This is a genomic window from Rhizobium sp. S163, from assembly GCF_030380805.1.
Lineage (GTDB): Bacteria > Pseudomonadota > Alphaproteobacteria > Rhizobiales > Rhizobiaceae > Rhizobium.
In genome coordinates, this window is sequence record NZ_JAUDSA010000018.1 from 326,342 (window position 1) to 345,033 (window position 18,692).

General features: G+C 62.0%; 22 protein-coding genes. 4 read left to right on the forward strand and 18 right to left on the reverse strand.

Annotated features, from left to right (window positions below):
• Window positions 1–40 precede the first annotated feature (40 nt).
• Window positions 41–985: a nucleoside hydrolase gene (locus QTL96_RS17155; protein ID WP_026282940.1), complete on the reverse strand. Its 945-nt coding sequence runs from the start codon at window positions 983–985 to the stop codon at window positions 41–43.
• A gap of 288 nt (window positions 986–1,273) precedes the next feature.
• Between QTL96_RS17155 and QTL96_RS17160 the strand changes: the two genes are divergently transcribed.
• The 3 genes from QTL96_RS17160 to QTL96_RS17170 all read left to right on the forward strand — a co-directional run bounded on the left by QTL96_RS17160 (window position 1,274) and on the right by QTL96_RS17170 (window position 2,814).
• On the forward strand, window positions 1,274–1,705 hold the full coding sequence (locus tag QTL96_RS17160) for an Hsp20 family protein (RefSeq protein ID WP_047507035.1): 432 nt from the start codon (window positions 1,274–1,276) through the stop codon (window positions 1,703–1,705).
• Window positions 1,706–1,755: 50 nt separating this feature from the next.
• Entirely contained in the window at window positions 1,756–2,013 is a 258-nt protein-coding gene (locus QTL96_RS17165; protein WP_018898177.1) for a DUF1150 family protein, read from the forward strand.
• Window positions 2,014–2,097: 84 nt separating this feature from the next.
• Window positions 2,098–2,814, forward strand: a complete 717-nt coding sequence (locus QTL96_RS17170) for a carbon-nitrogen hydrolase family protein (RefSeq protein ID WP_289728539.1) — start codon at window positions 2,098–2,100, stop codon at window positions 2,812–2,814.
• A 22-nt stretch (window positions 2,815–2,836) separates the two neighbouring features.
• On the opposite strand, the gene QTL96_RS17175 is transcribed toward QTL96_RS17170, so the two are convergent.
• The 17 genes from QTL96_RS17175 to trpS all read right to left on the reverse strand — a co-directional run bounded on the left by QTL96_RS17175 (window position 2,837) and on the right by trpS (window position 17,277).
• Window positions 2,837–3,280 (reverse strand): NUDIX domain-containing protein, encoded by a 444-nt coding sequence (locus QTL96_RS17175; protein WP_289728540.1) that lies wholly within the window; start codon window positions 3,278–3,280, stop codon window positions 2,837–2,839.
• A 21-nt stretch (window positions 3,281–3,301) separates the two neighbouring features.
• Complete coding sequence (locus QTL96_RS17180; RefSeq protein WP_289728541.1) at window positions 3,302–4,003, reverse strand: tRNA (guanosine(46)-N(7))-methyltransferase TrmB; 702 nt, start codon at window positions 4,001–4,003, stop codon at window positions 3,302–3,304.
• 4 nt (window positions 4,004–4,007) lie between these two features.
• The gene (gene metK / locus QTL96_RS17185) at window positions 4,008–5,249 is read right to left on the reverse strand and encodes a methionine adenosyltransferase (RefSeq protein ID WP_113010982.1); all 1,242 of its coding nucleotides are present in this window, start codon (window positions 5,247–5,249) and stop codon (window positions 4,008–4,010) included.
• Window positions 5,250–5,429: 180 nt separating this feature from the next.
• On the reverse strand, window positions 5,430–5,849 hold the full coding sequence (locus QTL96_RS17190) for a helix-turn-helix domain-containing protein (protein WP_018898182.1): 420 nt from the start codon (window positions 5,847–5,849) through the stop codon (window positions 5,430–5,432).
• Between the two features lie 151 nt (window positions 5,850–6,000).
• Window positions 6,001–7,605 (reverse strand): apolipoprotein N-acyltransferase, encoded by a 1,605-nt coding sequence (gene lnt, locus QTL96_RS17195; protein ID WP_289728542.1) that lies wholly within the window; start codon window positions 7,603–7,605, stop codon window positions 6,001–6,003.
• A gap of 77 nt (window positions 7,606–7,682) precedes the next feature.
• Window positions 7,683–8,834: a hemolysin family protein gene (locus QTL96_RS17200; protein ID WP_047507047.1), complete on the reverse strand. Its 1,152-nt coding sequence runs from the start codon at window positions 8,832–8,834 to the stop codon at window positions 7,683–7,685.
• Entirely contained in the window at window positions 8,831–9,346 is a 516-nt protein-coding gene (gene ybeY / locus QTL96_RS17205; protein ID WP_018898185.1) for an rRNA maturation RNase YbeY, read from the reverse strand. The genes QTL96_RS17200 and ybeY overlap by 4 nt, the downstream gene beginning before the upstream one ends.
• Window positions 9,346–10,398, reverse strand: a complete 1,053-nt coding sequence (locus QTL96_RS17210; RefSeq protein ID WP_026282943.1) for a PhoH family protein — start codon at window positions 10,396–10,398, stop codon at window positions 9,346–9,348. The genes ybeY and QTL96_RS17210 overlap by 1 nt, the downstream gene beginning before the upstream one ends.
• A gap of 18 nt (window positions 10,399–10,416) precedes the next feature.
• Entirely contained in the window at window positions 10,417–11,826 is a 1,410-nt protein-coding gene (gene miaB / locus QTL96_RS17215) for a tRNA (N6-isopentenyl adenosine(37)-C2)-methylthiotransferase MiaB (RefSeq protein ID WP_289728543.1), read from the reverse strand.
• 47 nt (window positions 11,827–11,873) lie between these two features.
• Window positions 11,874–12,671: a lysophospholipid acyltransferase family protein gene (locus QTL96_RS17220; RefSeq protein ID WP_289729138.1), complete on the reverse strand. Its 798-nt coding sequence runs from the start codon at window positions 12,669–12,671 to the stop codon at window positions 11,874–11,876.
• Window positions 12,672–12,701: 30 nt separating this feature from the next.
• A complete protein-coding gene (locus QTL96_RS17225) occupies window positions 12,702–13,130 on the reverse strand; it encodes a Fur family transcriptional regulator (protein WP_018898190.1) in 429 nt (142 codons plus the stop codon).
• Between the two features lie 36 nt (window positions 13,131–13,166).
• Window positions 13,167–13,667, reverse strand: a complete 501-nt coding sequence (locus QTL96_RS17230) for a GNAT family N-acetyltransferase (RefSeq protein WP_289728544.1) — start codon at window positions 13,665–13,667, stop codon at window positions 13,167–13,169.
• Window positions 13,664–14,323, reverse strand: coding sequence for a tRNA (adenosine(37)-N6)-threonylcarbamoyltransferase complex dimerization subunit type 1 TsaB (gene tsaB / locus QTL96_RS17235; RefSeq protein WP_289728545.1), 660 nt, complete (start codon window positions 14,321–14,323; stop codon window positions 13,664–13,666). Before tsaB ends, QTL96_RS17230 begins: the two co-directional genes overlap by 4 nt.
• Window positions 14,324–14,420: 97 nt before the next feature.
• Window positions 14,421–14,987 carry a NifU family protein gene (locus QTL96_RS17240; protein ID WP_018898193.1) on the reverse strand — a complete coding sequence of 189 codons (567 nt, stop codon included), beginning with the start codon at window positions 14,985–14,987 and terminating at the stop codon, window positions 14,421–14,423.
• Between the two features lie 110 nt (window positions 14,988–15,097).
• Window positions 15,098–15,589, reverse strand: a complete 492-nt coding sequence (locus tag QTL96_RS17245) for a universal stress protein (RefSeq protein WP_047507053.1) — start codon at window positions 15,587–15,589, stop codon at window positions 15,098–15,100.
• 88 nt (window positions 15,590–15,677) lie between these two features.
• The gene (locus tag QTL96_RS17250) at window positions 15,678–16,109 is read right to left on the reverse strand and encodes a cupin domain-containing protein (protein WP_113198698.1); all 432 of its coding nucleotides are present in this window, start codon (window positions 16,107–16,109) and stop codon (window positions 15,678–15,680) included.
• 103 nt (window positions 16,110–16,212) lie between these two features.
• The gene (trpS, locus tag QTL96_RS17255; RefSeq protein ID WP_018898196.1) at window positions 16,213–17,277 is read right to left on the reverse strand and encodes a tryptophan--tRNA ligase; all 1,065 of its coding nucleotides are present in this window, start codon (window positions 17,275–17,277) and stop codon (window positions 16,213–16,215) included.
• A gap of 968 nt (window positions 17,278–18,245) precedes the next feature.
• On the opposite strand from trpS, the gene QTL96_RS17260 reads away from it, so the two are divergent.
• Window positions 18,246–18,674 (forward strand): DUF882 domain-containing protein, encoded by a 429-nt coding sequence (locus QTL96_RS17260; protein WP_289729139.1) that lies wholly within the window; start codon window positions 18,246–18,248, stop codon window positions 18,672–18,674.
• Window positions 18,675–18,692: the final 18 nt, after the last annotated feature.

Here is an 18,692-nt window from a genome sequence, read left to right on the forward strand (position 1 = left end):
AATCGGGCCCGCCTAAGCGGGCCTGATCTCATCAAGATAGTCAGATGCGGGCGAAGCGTTCGATCAGTAGATCGAAGAAGCCGTCCGCGTCGACATCGCGCATCACGGTCGCGTTGCGCTTGCGGTCGGTCACGTGCCACCAGTCGACCACGGTCATGCCGACGGTCAGTTCCGACTTCACTTCGATCTCGACATTGCAGACCCGTCCCTTGAACAGCTCCGGCTTCAGCAGATAGGCAACGACCGTCGGGTCGTGCAGCGGGCCGCCGTCGGAGCCGTACTTCTCGATATCGAAGCGCTCGAAGAATTCGAGCATCTCCACCATCGCGATCGCCGGGCGCGTACCGATCTCGGCCATGCGCTTGACGCGCGATTTCAGCGTCAGGAGCTTGTGCGTCACGTCGAGCGGCATCATCACGATCGGCACGCCGGAGCGGAACACGATGTCGGCGGCCTCGGGATCGACGTAGATGTTGAATTCGGCCGCCGGCGTGATGTTGCCGCCCTCGGAATAGCCGCCGCCCATCATCACCAGTTCGCGCACGCGGCCGATGATATCTGGTGCCTTCTGGAAGGCGAGGCCGATATTGGTCAGCGGTCCGAGCGTGCAGAGCGTCACAGTGCCTTCGGGTTCGCTCCGCAGCGTCTCGATGATGAAGTCGACGGCGTGGCCGGCCTGCAAGGGCATGGTCGGCTCGTCGAGTTCGGGACCGTCGAGGCCGGTCTTGCCGTGCACATGTTCAGCGGTGACGAGCGGGCGGGCTATCGGCTTGTCGGCGCCGGCGAAAACCTTGGTGTCGGTCTTGCCGCAGAGCTCGCAGACGATGCGCGCATTGCGGCTGGTGTAGGAGAGCGGCACGTTGCCGGCGACGGTGGTGATGCCGAGCAGTTCCAGTTCTTCAGGGCTGCCAAAGGCCAGCATGATCGCGGCCGCGTCGTCCTGACCTGGGTCGGTGTCGATAATGATCTTTCTCGGGTTTGCCATTCCGTTCGTCCCATCCTCCCAGTGCCCGTATCGACGCACATATCGATGCGTGCACCATCTGTTTATCTTCCCGCCGCAAATCGGCACAGCCGGCGCGGGGCAGGATTTGATGCGAGGCGCAGCAAGCTTTGTCAAGGCGGCGCGATCGCGTGCGGGGAGGCCGCACCTCTTACGCCCCGTGTCTCGCGCCCTGTCTTGCGAATGCCTGCATTCGTTCCCATATTAGCAACATCCGGATGCTGTCTTCAGGTCCGGAAGGGTCGCTTGCATCAAGGACTTGGAACGCTGATGAGCCGTATGACGCCTTTCGCCAGCCCGCTGTTGCTGGGTTTCGACGCCATGGAAAAGACGCTGGAGCGGATTTCCAAGGCGAGTGACGGATATCCCCCCTACAATATCGAGCGCCTCGCCGCCGACCGCATCACCGATGATCCGGAACGCCTGCGCATCACGCTGGCTGTCGCCGGCTTCAGCGAGGAGGAGCTCGACATCTCCGTCGAGGAAAACCAGTTGGTCATCCGCGGTCGCCAGGTCGAGCAGGGCGAGCGCGAATATCTCTATCGCGGCATCGCCGCCAGGCAATTCCAGCGCACTTTCGTGCTGGCTGACGGCATGCAGGTTCTCGGCGCGGGCCTGAAGAACGGCCTGCTGTCGGTGGATCTCATTCGCCCGGAGCCGTCGCGTATGGTGAAGAAAATTAACATTTCGGTCCCACAGTAGGACAACGGCGCAAATCGCACCGTTGGTCCCTTCTCTCTGGAGGTACAGGAATGTTGATGAAAGAAGCCAATTCGCACCTGACCAAGACCGAGCTTGCCGGCATCGGCAACGGCGAGGTCGCCTATATCAGGAAAATCCGCTCCGAGGATGTTCCCCGGTGTTTTCCGGAAGCTCCCGATATCGATCCCAATGTCGATCTATGGGCGCTCTTCGGCGCGGACGGAACCCCGATCCTCCTCACGGACAACCGCTCCAGCACCTTCTTCAAGGCCGCTGAAGACGAGTTGAAGACGGTCAGCCTGCACTAAGGCGGGTCAGCATGAAAACAGACGGCGTTCCCCGGAACGCCGTTGTTTTGTTTCTGAGGGGCGACTCATGCTACGCCCCATCTCATGCGAATAGCGTCCTTCCAGCGTTTCCCCATTTTCGATGCTGAGAAGGCGGCAGGCGTGATCCTGCGCGACCTGACATGGGCCGACAGCCACGGCGCCGATCTCGCCATCTTTCCCGAATGCTATCTCCAGGGCCATAGCTACGACCGCTCGATCAACGAGCGGCGCGCGCTTAGCGTCGATGATCCAGCGCTGCACAAGCTGATCGAACCGCTTCGTTCCATCAGGACAGCGGCGATCGTCGGCTTTGTCGAGCGTCGCGGCGAGCTGGTCTACAACAGCGCCATGCTGATCGAAAACGGGGCTGTGGCGGGCGTGTATGCCAAGGCCAACCCGCTCGAAGATGGCTGCACGCCGGGCAATGCATTTCCCGTCTGGCAAAGAGCCGGTCGTGGCTTCGGCATTAATATCTGCAGCGACTTTCGCGATCCGGCATTTTCCGATGCCATCGTGGCAAACGGCGCCTCCGTCGTCTGCGCCCCGCTCAATATGATGATCCGGGCGCACAAGGTGGACCAGTGGCGCGAGCCCGCGATCGAGAGCCTTCGCGCCTGCGCGGTCCGCACGGGCAGCTGGGTCATCTCCTCCGATGTCGTCGGCGACAGGGGAGATGGCTGGATGAGCTGCGGCTGCACGCTCGCCGTCGGGCCTGATGGCGTGATCGCGAGCAAGGTGCTTGAATGGGAAGAGGGCGCTATCTTGCTCGATATTGATTGACGCTACCGGCCGAAGCCGATGCTCAGCCTTGGCCAAACAGCATGGACGTCGGATAGGGCAGCGCCAGCGGCGGCATGTCGTCTCGTGTGAAGTACCGGATGGATTTCGTCTCGCTGTCCGTCCAGACGCCGCTGCCGCCGCCGGTCTGGCACTTGAACAGCGTCACGATATACTCGACCTGATCGCCATTCGGATAAACATATCTGAATTCGTGTCCGCCGAAGACGCCGAGAATGCTGGTCGATGTGACGACAAGCCCGGTCTCTTCCATGACTTCACGGATAATGGCTTCCTGCGGCGTCTCGCCCGGCTCGATCGCGCCGGCAGGCAGGCTCCATGCTTCTCCGGATGATTTTTCCTGCAGCAGCAAACGGCCCGCCTCGTCATGGATGACGGCGGCGACGGCGGGCAGCAGGATGAGGCGATTTCCGATAAAGCGGCGAAGGTCGGTCAGGTAGGATGCCATTCGCCGACCTCGCTTGATCGTTTAGACGCGCTTGAACGTCAGATAGGCGGACGAACGCCCTTCGCGCCGGGCCTTGGCCTCGTAGCGCGTGCTCGGCCAGCCCTCGTAGGGTGTCAGCCAGTCTGCCGCGTTGCTGGCCTGCCAGTCGAAGCCACCGTGGTCGCGGCACTTCAAGAGCGTCCAGTTCACATAGGTGTCGATGTCGGAGGCGAAGCAGAACAGGCCGCCGGGCTTCAGCACGCGGTGAAAGCGGTCGAGATTGGTCTTCGAGACGAAGCGGCGCTTCCAGTGCTTCCGCTTCGGCCAGGGATCGGGATAGAGCAGGTCGATCTGGTCGATCGATCCATCCGGCAGCCAGTCGAGCAGCTGCGTCGCATCGTCGTTGTAGACGCGCACATTGCGGGCGCCGGCATTGTCGACGCTGGCAAGCAGCTTCTGCATCGAATTGATGAAGGGCTCGACACCGATGAAGCCGGTGGAAGGGGTCTCGATCGCGCGGTAGATCAGATGCTCGCCGCCGCCGAAGCCGATCTCCAGCCTCAGCCGGTTGGTCTCGACGGGAAAGAGCGTGCTCAGCGGCTCCGGGGGAGCCGCCGAGAGGTCGATAATGAACGCCGGCAAGAGGGTGCTGAGCTTCTCCGCCTGTTGTCCGCGAAGTGCCTTACCCTTGCGGCGACCGAAGAAAGCCTCGGTCGCGCGTCCGCGACGTTCCATGTCAGTCATCGTCTTAAGCCTTGATCGCTTCCTTGAGCGGCTTCACCAGGTCGGTCTTCTCCCAGGAGAACGAGCCGTCACGGCCAGCCTTGCGGCCGAAGTGGCCGTATGCCGAGGTCTTGGCGTAGATCGGCTTGTTAAGGTCGAGGTGACGACGAATGCCGGTCGGAGACAGGTCCATGGTCTTGCGGATCGCCGCTTCGACCTGGTCTTCCGTCACCTTGTTGCCGGTGCCGTGCAGGTCGACATAGATCGACAGCGGCTGGGCAACGCCGATGGCGTAAGAAATCTGGATCGTGCACTTCTCGGCAAGGCCGGCTGCCACGACGTTCTTGGCGAGGTAGCGAGCCGCGTAGGCTGCCGAACGGTCGACCTTGGTCGTGTCCTTGCCGGAGAATGCGCCGCCGCCGTGCGGAGCCGCACCGCCGTAGGTGTCGACGATGATCTTGCGGCCGGTCAGGCCGGCGTCGCCGTCAGGGCCGCCGATGACGAACTTGCCGGTCGGGTTGATGTACCACTTGCAATCGTCGGCGATCGGCAGGTCGCCGAGGGCTTCGCGGATATATGGCTCGACGACGGCGCGAACCTTCTTCGAATCCCAGCTGTCGTCGAGGTGCTGCGTGGAGAGAACGATCGAGGTGACCTCGGCCGGGTGGCCGTTGACATAGCGAACGGTGACCTGGCTCTTGGCGTCCGGGCCGAGCTTGGCGGCGTCGCCGTTGCCAGCCTTGCGGGCGGCGGCGAGCAGCTGCAGGATCTTGTGCGAGTAGTAGATCGGCGCCGGCATGAGATCCGGCGTTTCCTTGCAGGCGTAGCCGAACATGATGCCCTGGTCGCCGGCACCTTCGTCACCCTGCTGGTCGGCGGCGTTGTCGACGCCCTGCGCGATGTCGGCGGACTGCGAGTGCAGGAGAACGTCGATCTTGGCGGTCTTCCAGTGGAAGCCGTCCTGCTCGTAGCCGATGTCCTTGATGGCGCGGCGTGCGGCGGTCTTGAACTTCGACGGGTTGATGACGTCGGCGCCGTTCTTGTCCTTCTTCATCAGGCTCGGCGGCAGGCGAACTTCACCGGCGATGACCACGCGGTTGGTGGTTGCCAGCGTTTCGCATGCGATACGCACGCCCCATGGGTTGATGCCGGTCTTGGCGGCTTCGCGGTACACCAGATCCACGATCTCGTCGGAGATACGGTCGCAGACCTTGTCCGGGTGACCTTCTGCTACGGATTCGCTGGTGAAGAGGTAATTGGCACGCATTCCGGGATTCCCCTCAAAGAATAAAAAGCTGCGTAGTGGTACTCAGTTCAGGGCTGAAAAACAAGCGCAGAAGGACATAAATATATCTTTATGTCTGCGGCGAAGTGACAAATTTTGCCCAAAAAACGCAAAAAAGCGGCCTTTACGACCGCTTTCTCTATTGTGACTTATGAGGGATGCTTATTCGGAGTCGGCTTCGGCGGCCAGCGCCTTGACCAGTTCGACCACCTTTCGGCGCACCTTGGGATCGGTGATCTTCACGAAGGCGCGGTTCAGCTGCAGGCCTTCCGAGGAGGACAGAAAGTCGACCACGTAGTTGGAGCTGGAGGCTTCCGCCATGCCACCCGCCATGCCGGCGTTCTCGCCGGGTGCATCCTCGAAGAAGAAGGAGACCGGAACGTTCAAAATGCTGGAGATATTCTGCAGCCGGCTCGCGCCGACGCGGTTGGTGCCTTTTTCGTATTTCTGGATCTGCTGGAATGTAATGCCGAGGCTTTCCCCAAGCTTTTCCTGGCTCATTCCAAGCATAGTCCGGCGAAGGCGAATACGGCTGCCGACGTGAATGTCGATCGGGTTCGGCTTCTTCTTGTTCTCAATCATGGTGCTGCCCTAACAATAATTCTGCCCTTGTTTAAACCGGCACGCCCAAACCCATCCCCAAAACGCCACGTTGCAAAGTGCGATCTATTCACCTTGAACCATACGTTAAGAATGCCGATCCTAACCACTATGCAATTTTAGGGGTTTTCGGTCAATTACGCTTGAAAACAAAACCAAAACGCGAAGCCATTGCAATTGCAAGCAGAAGTGTTTCGATCAACCAGAAGTACGTTTCGCGTGACAGCGGCAGATGGGTCGGAGAGGCGAAACTATCAAGGGTTGCGTCAATAAAGCCGGTCTCATTGAGCGAAAGACCTGCAATAATTTCACCACGGGGGCTGACAAGGGCGGAAATCCCGCTATTGCCGTCGCGAATCAGCGGCAGACCCGTTTCCACGGCCCGAACGCGGGCCTGCTGGAAGTGCTGGTAGGGGCCGGGCGTGGCGCCGAACCAGGCGTCGTTGGTGATGTTCAAGATGGCCGATGCCGAGCCGATATCGCCGGTCATTTCGCCGGGGAAAATGATCTCGTAGCAGACCAACGGATAGAGCTTCAGCCCGCTTGGCAGCGTCAGCAGCTGGCGCGTGGCGGCCGCCGAGAAGCCGCCGGGCATCTCGACGATGTTCTGGATGCCGAACTCGCTGAGAAGGCTCTCGAACGGCATGTATTCGCCGAACGGCACGAGGTGCACCTTGTCCGAGGCGGCGATGATCTGGCCGCGACCGTCGATCACGTAGATCGAATTATAGTAGCGCGGCGGATTGCCCGGTCCCATGTCCTCGGCGCGCACGGCGCCGGCCAGCAGCACCTGGTTGTCATCAAGCGTATCGGCGATCCTCGTCAGCGCATCCTGGTTATCGGTCAGGATGAAGGGGATCGCCGTCTCCGGCCAGACGATGATATCGGGCTTGCGGCCGCCATCCTTAGGCGCTTCCGCCGAAAGCTTCAGATGCTTCTCGAAGATCGCGGCGCGGTCGGCGTCGCTGTCCATCTTGGCGCTCTGGTCGATCGTCGGCTGTACGAGGCGGATGACGGGGCTCTTATCGCTAGTGGCGACAACCGGTTTCGGTGCGCCGTAAAGCACATAGGCGCCATATCCGACATGCGCGGCAAGCAGCAGCAGTGCCAGCGAAATGCCGGTTTTGGCGCCCTGCTTGGTACCCAACAGGGCAGGGGCGGCGAAGACGAAGACGGACAGCGCGGTGATGCCCATGATCCCGATGATATGGGCCGACTGCATCATCACCGGCACCGGCGTCATGCCATAGCCGATGGCGTTCCACGGAAAGCCGGTGAAGAGCACGCTGCGCGCCCATTCCAGCAGGCCGAAGCTCGCGGCCAGCGCCGCGATCCGCCCGACGCCATCCGACCAGAGGATGCGGGCAAGTGCTGTGGCCAGGCCGTAGAAGATCGCCAGCACGGCCGGAAGCCCGAAGATCGCGAGCGGCAGCGCCCAGGCGAACTCCTCGGCATCGATCATCAGCGCATGGCCGAGCCACCAGAGGCCGGCGACGAAGTAGCCGAAGCCGAACAGCCAGCCGGTGACGAAGGACGGCCAGAGCCTGCCGATGATGCCGCTGTCGGGTGCGGCCGCGGCACCGTCGATCAGCCAGACCAGCAGCGTGAAGGACACGAACATCGCGGCGAAGAAGCCGATGGGGGGGAGGGCGAGAACGCCGAAAGCCCCGGCAAGGATCGCCAGCAGCACTCTCTTGTAGCCCCAGACCAGGATGACCCTGTCGGCAATTCGCTCCATGCGCACCCCACCAATCCGCGAATCAACTGAGGTCGCAGTGTTTCAAAAAAGCCGCCCGTTGTCGTGGTTGGCAGTGATCAGTTTGCCGTCGGCGTCTCGCTCTGCCGTTCGTCGCCATGGTCGAGACCGATTGCGCCGTCACCATCGCTCTTCGCGCGCCGGCGGATCGCCTGGCGCTTGCGGGTAATCCGCACACGCTTGATGCGGCGCGGATCGGCGTCGAGAATGTGGAACTCGAAGCCCGGCAGCGCCTGAACGACTTCGCCGCGCACGGGAATGCGCCCAAGCTCGGAGAAGATCAGTCCGCCCAGCGTATCGACTTCGTCGACCTGCTCGGTGATGTCGAAATCCGGGCCGATGGCTTCGGCGATATCCTCGAGCTCGACGCGGGCGTCGGCCACGAACATGTCCTCGGAGACCCGTTTGAACATGACTTCTTCGTCGTCATGCTCGTCGTCGATGTCGCCGACGACCATTTCCACGATGTCCTCATGCGAGGCCAGCCCGTCGGTGCCGCCATATTCGTCGATGACGAGCGCCATCTGCGTGCGGTTCACCTGCATGCGGCGCAACAGGTCGGAGGCCAGCATCGAGGGCGGAACGAACAGGATCTTGCGGATGATGCCCGCTTCGGAAAGCGTCTTCTGCAGGTCCACGCGGGCAAGGTCGAAATTCGGCTTGGCCGAGCGCGGCGCCTTCTGCAGGTTCTCAGGCGCGACCTCGACGATCGGCTCGGCGCCCTTGGCGGCCTTGGTCGATCCGCGGCGCTTGTTGCGCGCCTGCTTGGCGACGTAGGAGAGGAGATCGCGGATGTGCACCATCCCGCGCGGATCATCCAGCGTTTCGGCATAGACGGGCATGCGTGAGCGGCCGGATTCCTCGAACAGGATCATCAGCTCGCCGATGGTGATTGTCTGGTCCACCGCCTCGATATCGGCGCGGGGCACCATCACGTCGGCAACGCGCACTTCGCGGAAGCGCAGGATGTTGTTGAGCATCGCCTTCTCGTCGGCGGAAAAGGCATCGCCGTCGGCCGCGTCGGTCATCAGCGCGTCGGCAAGGTCTTCGCGGATACGCGAACCCTGCTGTGGCCTCAATATGCGGGCAGCCCGCGACCAGAAGGATTGGGATCGTCCGGACTGCCTGCTACTACTGCCACCCTCGTCGGAGGATGATTGATCGGCGGTGTCCTTGGCCTCGGTGGCCGGTCTCGTCGTAAAGTCGCTCATGGTTCCATTTTAAGGTCTTGACCCTCGTATGGGTCAGATAGGCCGAGTTTCGCCAAAATGCGAGTCTCCAGCCCCTCCATTATCTCGGCTTCGGTATCATTATTATGATCGTAGCCGAAGAGATGCAAGAAGCCGTGCACCATTAGGTGGGTGAGATGGTCGTCGAAACTCTTTTCGAGTTCGACCGCCTCACGGGCCACGGTCTCCCTGGCGATGATGATATCGCCAAGCATCGGCCCCGGAACCTTGCCCGGCTGAACCGGGAAGGCGGGGAATGAAAGCACGTTGGTCGGCTTGTCCTTGCCGCGCCACTCCGCGTTGATGTCCTGGATCGAGGCGTCGTCGGTGAAGACCAGCGACACCTCGGGGACCATTTTCGGAAAGGGCTGCTTCTCGGTCTCGCGCAGATAGGTCGCGGCCGTTTCCAGCACGCGGTCGGCCAGCGCGTGGAGCGCGTCTTCGGAGGGCCATTCGCCCTCCTCGATGCTGATCTGTATGTCTAACTCGGCCATCAGTCCTGCTGCGCGGCCTCTGCTGTGTCCGTCAGATAGGTTGCGTCGTAGGCGCGAACGATGCGGCCGACCAGCGGATGGCGCACGACGTCCGTGTCCTTGAAGCGGATGATCGAGATGCCCTCGACACCGTTCAGGAGCTGCAACGCCTCGACCAGGCCCGACTTGACGCCACGCGGAAGGTCGATCTGGCTCGGGTCGCCGGTCACGATCATGCGCGAGTTTTCGCCAAGACGGGTCAGGAACATCTTCATCTGCATAGACGTCGTGTTCTGCGCTTCGTCGAGGATGACGGCAGCGTTGGACAGCGTGCGACCGCGCATGAAGGCGAGCGGCGCGATTTCGATGACGCCGGCGGTGATGGCGCGATCGACCTTGTCGGCCGGCATCATGTCATAGAGCGCATCGTAGAGCGGGCGCAGATAGGGATCGACCTTCTCCTTCATGTCGCCGGGCAGGAAGCCGAGGCGCTCGCCGGCTTCGACGGCCGGACGCGAGAGAATGATCTTCTCGACGACGCCGCGCTCCAGAAGCTGGGCGGCGTGGGCAACGGCGAGATAGGTCTTGCCGGTACCGGCAGGACCACAGCCGAAGACGAGTTCGGAGCGCTCAAGTGCACGCAGATAGGCGTCCTGCGTCGGTGTGCGGGCAATGATGGTCTTCTTGCGCGTGGAAACCTGCGCCATGGTCAGCTTGGCCTTCTTCTCCATCGTCGGCAGGCTCAGCTGATCGTCGGCTGCCACCGCCATGCGGATCGCGCCCTCGACGTCGGAGCGTTCCACGCTGCCGCCCTTCTGGAGCTTGTCGTAGAGATAGTCCAGCGTGCGGCGCGCCTGGTTGGTGGTGACGATGTCACCCGAGATCACGACGGAGTTGCCTCGCGCTCGGGCGTCGATATTAAGGCGTTCCTCGAGAAGCTTGAGGTTCTGGTCGAATTGACCAAACAGTTCGCTGGCGAACCGATTGTTTTCGAACGTCAGAATAAAGTGATTGGCGTCGCTCGCGATGCGTGGGTGGCGCGGTGAAGAAGAAACCAATTCTTGTCCGTTCAAGCGGTCGAGCTCCTTGAGTTAGGCACCAGCCTCTACCATCTCGGAAAACAGGCTGTTGGGTCCGGTACCTGTGATTCGCACTTTAATAATGTCACCGATTTGCGATGCTTTTGCATCAACATTCACCGACTGAAGCCAGGGGGAACGGCCGATAAGTTGTTGAGACATGCGACCGGGCTTTTCGAGCAACAGTTCGATGGTCTTCCCGACGCAGGATTCGGCAAATTCCTGCTGCTGCTTCAGGAGAAGCGCCTGCAGGCGTTCGAGCCTTTCTGCCTTGATCTCTTCCGGCACTTGGTCCTTCAGATCAGCGCCGGGCGTACCCGGCCGCGTCGAGTATTTGAACGAAAAGGCCTGCGCGTAGCGGACCTTCTCAACGAGCTTTAGTGTATCCTCAAAATCGGCGTCTGTCTCCCCCGGAAAACCGACGATGAAGTCGCCCGAGAGCGCGATATCGGGACGCGCGGCGCGGATGCGGTCGACCAGCGTCAGATACTCGGCAGCCGTATGGCGGCGGTTCATGGCTTTCAGGATCCGGTCGGAGCCGGCCTGCACCGGAAGATGCAGATAGGGCATCAGCGCGCGCAGGTCGCGATGCGCCTCGATCAGCCGATCGTCCATGTCGCGCGGATGGCTGGTGGTGTAGCGAAGGCGGGCAAGGCCCGGGATTTCGGCCAGCCGGTAGAGCAGGTCGCCCAGCGTCCATTCCTGGCCATCAGGGCCGAGGCCGTGCCAGGCATTGACGTTCTGGCCGAGCAGCGTGATCTCGCGCACGCCGCCCTCGACCATCTTCTGCGCTTCCTCGACGATCTGGCTCACCGGGCGCGATACTTCCGAGCCGCGCGTATAGGGCACGACGCAGAAGGTGCAGAACTTGTCGCAGCCTTCCTGCACCGTCAGGAACGCGGTCACGCCGCGCGCCCGGATCTTGGTCTTTTCGGCGATCGGCAGATGCTCGAACTTGTCTTCCAGCGCATATTCCGTATCGACGATGCGCTGCCCTTCCTTGGCGCGGCGCAGCGCTTCCGGCAGGCGGTGATAGGTCTGCGGCCCGATGACGACATCGACGGCGGGCGCCCGGCGGAGAATCTCTTCGCCTTCGGCCTGCGCCACGCAACCGGCCACGCCGATCATGAACTCGCGGCCTTCCTTGTTGCGCTCCTTCTTCATGTCGCGCAGTCGTCCCAGCGCCGAGTAAACCTTCTCGGCCGCCTTCTCGCGGATATGACAGGTGTTGAGCAGCACGAGATCGGCTTGCTCCATGTCCTCCGTCGGCTCATAGCCGTCGCGCGCCAGAGCATCGCTCATGCGCGTGGAGTCGTAGACGTTCATCTGACAGCCATAGGTCTTGATGAAAACCTTGCGGCTGTTGCTGCCATCGCGGAGTGTGGTCTCCGGGGCCGGGAGGAGGGCGCTGTCCTGGGTCATGCCGGCTATTTAGTGGTTTTTGACGCGCGAGAAAAGGGAATCTTGCCTCAGTTTGCGTCCCGGCCTCGAAGCGCCGCACCCAGCATGGCGCGGATACGGCTGGCGATCGTGGCGCTGACCTGCTTGCGGTTGGTCTCGGCGCTGTAGGAGACCGCTTCGCCGAAGTGGACATCGACGTCGAAGGCGCCGCAGCGCAGCATGTCTTTGAGGTGCGGCAGCATCTCGACATCGCCGGGCCAGGAGGCGAGCGGGCGGTGGTAGCGGCCCATCGGAAGGCCGTGCACGCCGGTATAGGCGACCGCCACGGGCTGCACGATGACGGTGCCCGTGGGCGAGGCTGGTACGGCCATGGCGGCGGCGCCGAACAGCGAGGATTTCACCTCCAGGAGCCGGTTGCCATCCGATGTCGTGCCCTCGGGAAACAGCACCACGATCTCGCCGTCGGCCATGCGTGCGGCGATCTCGCTCACCTGGTTGCCGGTGTTGCGCTTTTCCTCGCGCACCACGAACACGCTCTTCTGCAGCTTGGCGAGCGTGCCGAAGATCGGCCAGTCGCGCACCTCGTTCTTGGCGATGAAGGCGACGTCGGCGATCGAGGACAGCACCATGATGTCCATCCACGAGGAATGGTTGGCGCACAGCATCAGCGGCCGGTGTGTTTCCATCTGCCCGTGAACGCGAACGCGGATGCCGAGACAGAAGCAGATGATGCGGTGCCAGATGCGCGGCAGCCAGCGGCGCATCTTCCAGTCGTAGCGCAGGGCAAGAAGCTGCCAGGGCATGAGCAGAATGCTGGCGATGAGGATGACGATGCCGGCGAGGGCGACGCGCAGCCAGGCGATCAAATCGAACACTCCGCGGCTGCACGCATGATATCAGTGATCGTCCTTCTTGAGCGGTATGCCGTAGAGCTCGAGCCGGTGATCCACCAGCGTGAAACCGTGCTCGCGGGCAATCCGCTCCTGCAGCGCCTCGATCTCCGGCGAGCGGAACTCGATGACGACGCCGGTCTTCAGGTCGATCAAGTGATCGTGATGCTCTTCCGGCACCGTCTCGTAGCGCGAGCGGCCGTCGCGGAAGTCGTGGCGGGCGATGATGCCGGCGTCCTCGAACAGCTTGACGGTGCGGTAGACGGTGGAAATCGAGATCTTGGCGTCGACCTTCACCGAGCGGCGATAGAGCTCTTCGACGTCGGGATGGTCTTCGGATTCCTCGAGAATGCGCGCAATGACCCGGCGCTGCTCCGTCATGCGCATGCCGCGCTCGGTGCAGAGTTCCTCGAGGGTCTTTGCCACATCCGTCATCAGGAGCCTTTCGATAGTCAACGTCTCAAGACGGAACTAGCGAAGAATGCGCTTCATGACAAGCGCCGTGGACACGTCGCCATTGGCGTCCTTGTAGTATCCACGGCGTTCTCCGACCTGGTCGAAACCGAGCTTGCGGTAAAGGCCGAGTGCCGCGACGTTGCCCTTGTCGACCTCGAGGAAGATGCTTTCGCCGCCGCGCTGCTTGGCCTCGCGCATCGCCGCCTGCATCAGCCGCCATCCGAGACCCGACCGCCCGACCTTCGCCTGCACGGCGATCGTCAGGATCTCGGCCTCGCCGGCAACCTCGCGTGCCAGCACGAAGCCCGGCAGCGGCTTTTTCAGGAAGGCGTTGGTCTGCCGCGCCACGAAGCCGAAGACATTGCTCTGGCTGAGCAGGCTGTAGAACTCGCCGTCACCCCAGGGGCGGGCGAAGCGTTCGCCGTGCAGTGTCGAGACCGCATGGCAATCATCGGCGTCCATTGGGATGATTTCGAATTCCGGCTTCAGCGACAGATAGGATTCCAGCATGGTCATACTCGCGCAATCGCAAACCCGGCCTGCGGTTTGGCGTCGGGTCCGCGCAGATAAAGTGGCTTCGGCTTTCCGGAAGAGGGGTCGGCGGCAGCGGCAAGGCGCGCCACGATGGAGATGGGGAAATGGTTGGAGTGTTCGCCTGTGGCGTCAGGCCGCAGCAAGGGCGTTGCCGAGCCGGTGATAACGCCGTCGAAGGATGCCGCGAAGGCCTGCGCGTCCTCGACAGTCACGGCCCTGGCTTCATCGAGCGGCGTGCCGTCGGCGTCAAAGGCTTGCAGATAGATTTCGTTGCGCTTGGCATCCATGGCGGCCAGCACCTGTCGGTCCGGCGAGCGCTCACGCTCGGCCTCGGCCATGACTGCAAGCGTCGTGATGCCGACGGCGGGTACGCCGAGCGAAAGGGCAAAGCCACGGGCGGCGGCGACGCCGACGCGGATGCCGGTGAATGAGCCCGGACCGATGGTGACGGCAATGCGCTCGACATCGGAGAGCTGAACGCCCGCCTGATCCAGCGCGCGATCCACGATCCCCATCAGATGCTCTGCATGCCCCTTGCCGATCATGTCCGATGCCTCCCCCAGCACCGTATTCCTGCTGCTGTCATAGACAGAAGCAGCGCAATCCACACCTGCGGTGTCGAGCGCCAGTATGATCATGGCATCTATTTCCGAATAAACCGTTCCTGACCTGTCCATACATCGCAAGACGCCGCGTTTGCAAACGCCGCGTCATCGCGAATGTCGGTTCAGTTCGTCAGACGGCTTCGACTTCCTGAACTTCCGGCACGAAATGGCGCAAAAGGTTCTGGACGCCGTGCTTCAGCGTTGCCGTCGAGGACGGGCAACCCGCGCACGAGCCCTTCATGTTCAGATAGACGGTGCCGTCCTTGAAACCGCGGAAAGTGATGTCGCCGCCATCCTGGGCAACGGCCGGACGCACGCGCGTCTCCAGCAGCTCCTTGATGGTCAGAACGATCGTCTCGTCACCCTCGTCGAAGAATTCGCCATCGGCATCGGCTGCTTCACCAAGCACCGAGGAAGCGCCCATGACCGGCTTGCCGGACATGAAGTGCTCCATGATCGAGCCGAGGATGGCGGGCTTCAGGTGCTGCCACTCCTGGTCTTCCTTGGAAACGCTGATGAAATCATAGCCGAAATAGACGCCGGTGACGCCGTTGATCTCGAACAGGCGCGCGGCGAGCGGCGAAGCAGCCGCTTCCTCGCGATTGCGGAATTCGGCGGTGCCGCTCTCCATGACGATCTTGCCCGGCAGAAACTTCTGCGTGGAAGGGTTCGGCGTGGCTTCGGTCTGGATAAACATGGTGCTCTCCGTGCGGCAGGCGCGCGCCCGCGACGTATTTAGAATTCTTCAAAAGTAGAAATAAGCCGTTTGGCCTCGCTATTCAAGAGACTGATACTCAAGAAAGCGCTTTATGCCAACGCGTCCAGCTCCTCATCGCTCAGTGTATCAGGCAAGACGGTGACGGGGATGGGAAAGGCCGCACCACGGCCGGCAACCGACGACACCAGTGGCCCCGGACCTTCCTTGGCGGAGCTTGCGGCGAGCACCAGAATGGCAATGTCGCGGTCGTCCTCGATGACGGCGTTGATCTGCTCTGCCGCCCCGCCCTCGCGGATGACGATCTCAGGCTCGATGCCGATATTCTCGCGCACCAGCTGGGCGGACTTGGCGACGACCGCTTCGGCTTCCTCGCGTGCTTCCGCCCGCATGATCTCCTCGACCCCCAGCCATTGCTGGAAATCGCCGTCGGGGATCACGTAGACGAGCACCAATCCGCCATTGGAATTCTTGGCGCGCCGGCCGGCATAATGGACGGCGCGCTGGCATTCGGGCGTGTCATCGATCACGGCCATGAACTTGCGGCGGTGACCTTCGAGCCGTGAGAGTCGTTTTGATACCATGAGCGCGACTCTGACACTTGATCCGGGAGATTTGCAAGTCCCCGTTTTGCCGCAAACTGTCCGCTCACCGACAGGTGTTCGGCCGAGGCTATCGTGGTGCTGCAACGAGCCCGTAAAGCAGCATGATTTCCTTCACATGCTCGATGTCGGGCTTGCCGATGACGTTGATCGCCGATGCGATCTCCTCGAAGAACCGCCTGCCGATCAGCCCCGGCGTCATGGTGATCAGGGCGCGCGCCGTTTCCTGGTGAAGGTTCTCATGCGTGTGGACCACGCCGCGCGGAATGAACACCGTGTCGCCAGCCCGCACCTCGCAGCGCTCGCCGTCGACGGTCGTCGTCATCGTTCCGGAGAGACCGAAGATCACTTCGTCGACGTCTTCGTGATAATGCGCCGCCGGCACGCGCGACTGGTAGGGGACCACGAATTCGAACATGACCATGCTGCCCGCGCTCTGGTCCTCATCGACCAGCAGCCGAACCTCCATCATGCCAATCTGAATGAGGTTCCGGTTGCGCATCTTGGCCTCCTCATGGCTCTGAGGAGAGTACGCCGCAGTCCAGTTTTCGACAAGTCTGGGCCGTCGATAGGCTCGGGCGGCCGAAGCCGCCCGGCTGTGGTTGCTAGTAGAGGAAGCCGACGATGTCTCGGACTTCCTTCATCGTCACTTCGGCGCGGGCGCGGGCCCGCTCGCCGCCATCACGCAGGATCGCGTCGATATGGCTGGTGTCGGCCATCAGGCGGCGCATCTCCGCGGTGATCGGCGAAAGCACCTTGACCGAGAGGTCGATCAGCGCCGGCTTGAACACGGAGAACTGCTGTCCGCCGAATTCCGCAAGCACCTCGGCCTTCGACTTGTCGGCGAGTGCTGCGTAGATGCCGACGAGGTTGTCGGCCTCCGGGCGACCCTGCAGGCCGTCGAGTTCGCTCGGCAAGCCGTCCGGATCGGTCTTGGCCTTGCGGATCTTCTTCGAGATCGCGTCCTCGTCGTCCATCAGGTTGATGCGCGACAGATCGGATGGGTCCGACTTCGACATCTTCTTGGTGCCGTCGCGCAGCGACATGACGCGCGGCGCCGGGCCGTCGATCATCGGCTCGACCATCGGGAAGTAGGCATGCACCGGCTCCTTGCCGACGGTGATATCCACCCCGTATCCGGCCTTGCGGATATGCTCGGCGTAATCGAGGTTGAACTTCATCGCGATGTCGCGGGCAAGTTCCAGATGCTGCTTCTGGTCGTCGCCGACGGGAACATGCGTTCCGCGATAGACCAGAATGTCGGCCGCCATCAGGCTCGGATAGGCGTAGAGACCGAGCGAGGCCTGCTCGCGGTCCTTGCCGGCCTTGTCCTTGAACTGCGTCATGCGGTTCATCCAGCCGATGCGCGCCACGCAGTTGAAGATCCAGGCGAGTTCCGCGTGCTGCGGCACGGCCGACTGGTTGAATACGATATGCTTCACCGGGTCGATGCCGGAGGCGATGAAGGCAGCGGCGATCGAGCGGATCTGGTTCGGCATGTCCTCATGCACCAGCTGCGCGGTCAGCGCATGCATGTCGACGACGCAATAGATGCAATCGTTGCCGTCCTGCAGCGCCACGAACTTGCGGATCGCGCCGAGATAGTTGCCGAGATGGAGATTGCCGGTCGGCTGAACGCCCGAAAAGACCAGTTTCTTGAATTCGTTCATCATGTCCTCGATTAGGCTTGTGGAGGGCCCCAGGGTTTGTAACCCATGTTGCTAACGTCGCGGCTTATGCACGTCGGATGGCTTGTGATCAAGGGGTTGTGGTGGTGGCGTGGCGGATGGGGGTGGAGGTGTTGCGGTTGGTCCTCTTTGCTCGGCTGGATGTTCAGCATTGTACCGTGTGGCCCCCTCATCCGGCTGCCGCCACCTTCTCCCCGCGGGGGAGAAGAGACTCGGGGTGGGCCGCTCGCTCAACCTCCCCTTCTCCCCCGCGGGGAGAAGGTGGCCCGAAGGGTCGGATGAGGGGGCCACACGGCACAGCCTCTCAATCACCACATCCCAATCCACAGCCACACAAAATCCACACGCCGCCCGAAAGCCCGTGTCTCCACCATGCAATCTTCACTCGGACGGGGCGCTGGAAATCACCTCGATTGAGTAAGTAAGATATGGCGCTTCCCAGCGCCCCGTTCGGCGGTTTTTACCCGCGACTTCGATCTCTCTGCCTTTCCGCCCAACTTCGCGACGGAACCATGTGTGCCTCACAGGCACGTCCGGGCTCAACTCAGGCACCATCTTGCGACGGGACCTGCCGTCACCGGAGGGAGATCATTTTCCGCGGACCCGGACCGTGAGGTTTTGCGTCTCACCCTCACGCTCCGCGCCGATCCCGCCTCGCCGGCACGCCTGCCGGTGTATCCGATAACGGGACGCCGACAGTGTAGGGCGGGGTTTTCGAGCCGGGGAAAATCGACGGACGATTTTTTGTGAGCATGCTCAGGCGTTCTCGCGAAAAGGGCAATTCATACTTCATTTTAGGTATCTTGAATGTAGTAATTCGACGTAAAATAAGGCGCCTACCTGATATACTAGGTACATGTTTCCTTAAATTGGCCATTTTTGAGGAGAGTTTTTCCTCCCGCAAACGCGAGCGCCACCTTTTGCGGCGCTCCCAACTGGGGGACGACATGATGCATCCTGCATTCTCAATCGCACTCGCCGGCTTGTTCAGCCTCTCCAGCCTTAACGGCGCCACCGCCCAGAATGTTCGAAAGCTCTCGATCGGGCCGCTGAAGAAAAATGAAACGCTTGCCTATAGCCTGCAGACTGTCAGCGTCCGCGCCGGCTGCTTTCCGCCGAGGCTGAGGGGCATCCTCACCTATATCGCCGACAAGACCGGCCGCCGCCCGCTGGTCACTTCGGGGCTGAGGGCGCATTCCGGCCGCTCGCATTCTCAGCACCGCAATTGTGCCGCCGCCGATATCCGGGTGCCCGGCGTGTCCGACAAGACGATCATCGCCATTGCTGCGCAGGCGCCGGGGATCGGTGGCATCGGCCGCTATTGCAACGGCATCATCCATGTCGATGTCGGCCCGAAGCGCCGCTGGACGCACTGTTGACTGGCGCCAGCCGGGGGC

Excerpts from the sequence above, each read along its gene's own strand:
- QTL96_RS17230 (WP_289728544.1), bottom strand. The coding sequence starts at position 13,667 with ATGACCATGCTGGAATCCTATCTGTCGCTGAAGCCGGAATTCGAAATC.
- QTL96_RS17225 (WP_018898190.1), bottom strand. The coding sequence starts at position 13,130 with ATGACGGATGTGGCAAAGACCCTCGAGGAACTCTGCACCGAGCGCGGC.
- QTL96_RS17245 (WP_047507053.1), bottom strand. The coding sequence starts at position 15,589 with ATGGTATCAAAACGACTCTCACGGCTCGAAGGTCACCGCCGCAAGTTC.
- tsaB (WP_289728545.1), bottom strand. The coding sequence starts at position 14,323 with ATGATCATACTGGCGCTCGACACCGCAGGTGTGGATTGCGCTGCTTCT.
- QTL96_RS17260 (WP_289729139.1), top strand. The coding sequence starts at position 18,246 with ATGCATCCTGCATTCTCAATCGCACTCGCCGGCTTGTTCAGCCTCTCC.
- QTL96_RS17240 (WP_018898193.1), bottom strand. The coding sequence starts at position 14,987 with ATGTTTATCCAGACCGAAGCCACGCCGAACCCTTCCACGCAGAAGTTT.
- QTL96_RS17200 (WP_047507047.1), bottom strand. The coding sequence starts at position 8,834 with ATGAGCGACTTTACGACGAGACCGGCCACCGAGGCCAAGGACACCGCC.
- QTL96_RS17180 (WP_289728541.1), bottom strand. The coding sequence starts at position 4,003 with ATGACTGACATGGAACGTCGCGGACGCGCGACCGAGGCTTTCTTCGGT.
- QTL96_RS17155 (WP_026282940.1), bottom strand. The coding sequence starts at position 985 with ATGGCAAACCCGAGAAAGATCATTATCGACACCGACCCAGGTCAGGAC.
- QTL96_RS17160 (WP_047507035.1), top strand. The coding sequence starts at position 1,274 with ATGAGCCGTATGACGCCTTTCGCCAGCCCGCTGTTGCTGGGTTTCGAC.
- QTL96_RS17250 (WP_113198698.1), bottom strand. The coding sequence starts at position 16,109 with ATGCGCAACCGGAACCTCATTCAGATTGGCATGATGGAGGTTCGGCTG.
- miaB (WP_289728543.1), bottom strand. The coding sequence starts at position 11,826 with ATGACCCAGGACAGCGCCCTCCTCCCGGCCCCGGAGACCACACTCCGC.
- ybeY (WP_018898185.1), bottom strand. The coding sequence starts at position 9,346 with ATGGCCGAGTTAGACATACAGATCAGCATCGAGGAGGGCGAATGGCCC.
- QTL96_RS17190 (WP_018898182.1), bottom strand. The coding sequence starts at position 5,849 with ATGATTGAGAACAAGAAGAAGCCGAACCCGATCGACATTCACGTCGGC.
- QTL96_RS17165 (WP_018898177.1), top strand. The coding sequence starts at position 1,756 with ATGTTGATGAAAGAAGCCAATTCGCACCTGACCAAGACCGAGCTTGCC.
- trpS (WP_018898196.1), bottom strand. The coding sequence starts at position 17,277 with ATGAACGAATTCAAGAAACTGGTCTTTTCGGGCGTTCAGCCGACCGGC.
- QTL96_RS17175 (WP_289728540.1), bottom strand. The coding sequence starts at position 3,280 with ATGGCATCCTACCTGACCGACCTTCGCCGCTTTATCGGAAATCGCCTC.
- metK (WP_113010982.1), bottom strand. The coding sequence starts at position 5,249 with ATGCGTGCCAATTACCTCTTCACCAGCGAATCCGTAGCAGAAGGTCAC.
- QTL96_RS17170 (WP_289728539.1), top strand. The coding sequence starts at position 2,098 with ATGCGAATAGCGTCCTTCCAGCGTTTCCCCATTTTCGATGCTGAGAAG.
- lnt (WP_289728542.1), bottom strand. The coding sequence starts at position 7,605 with ATGGAGCGAATTGCCGACAGGGTCATCCTGGTCTGGGGCTACAAGAGA.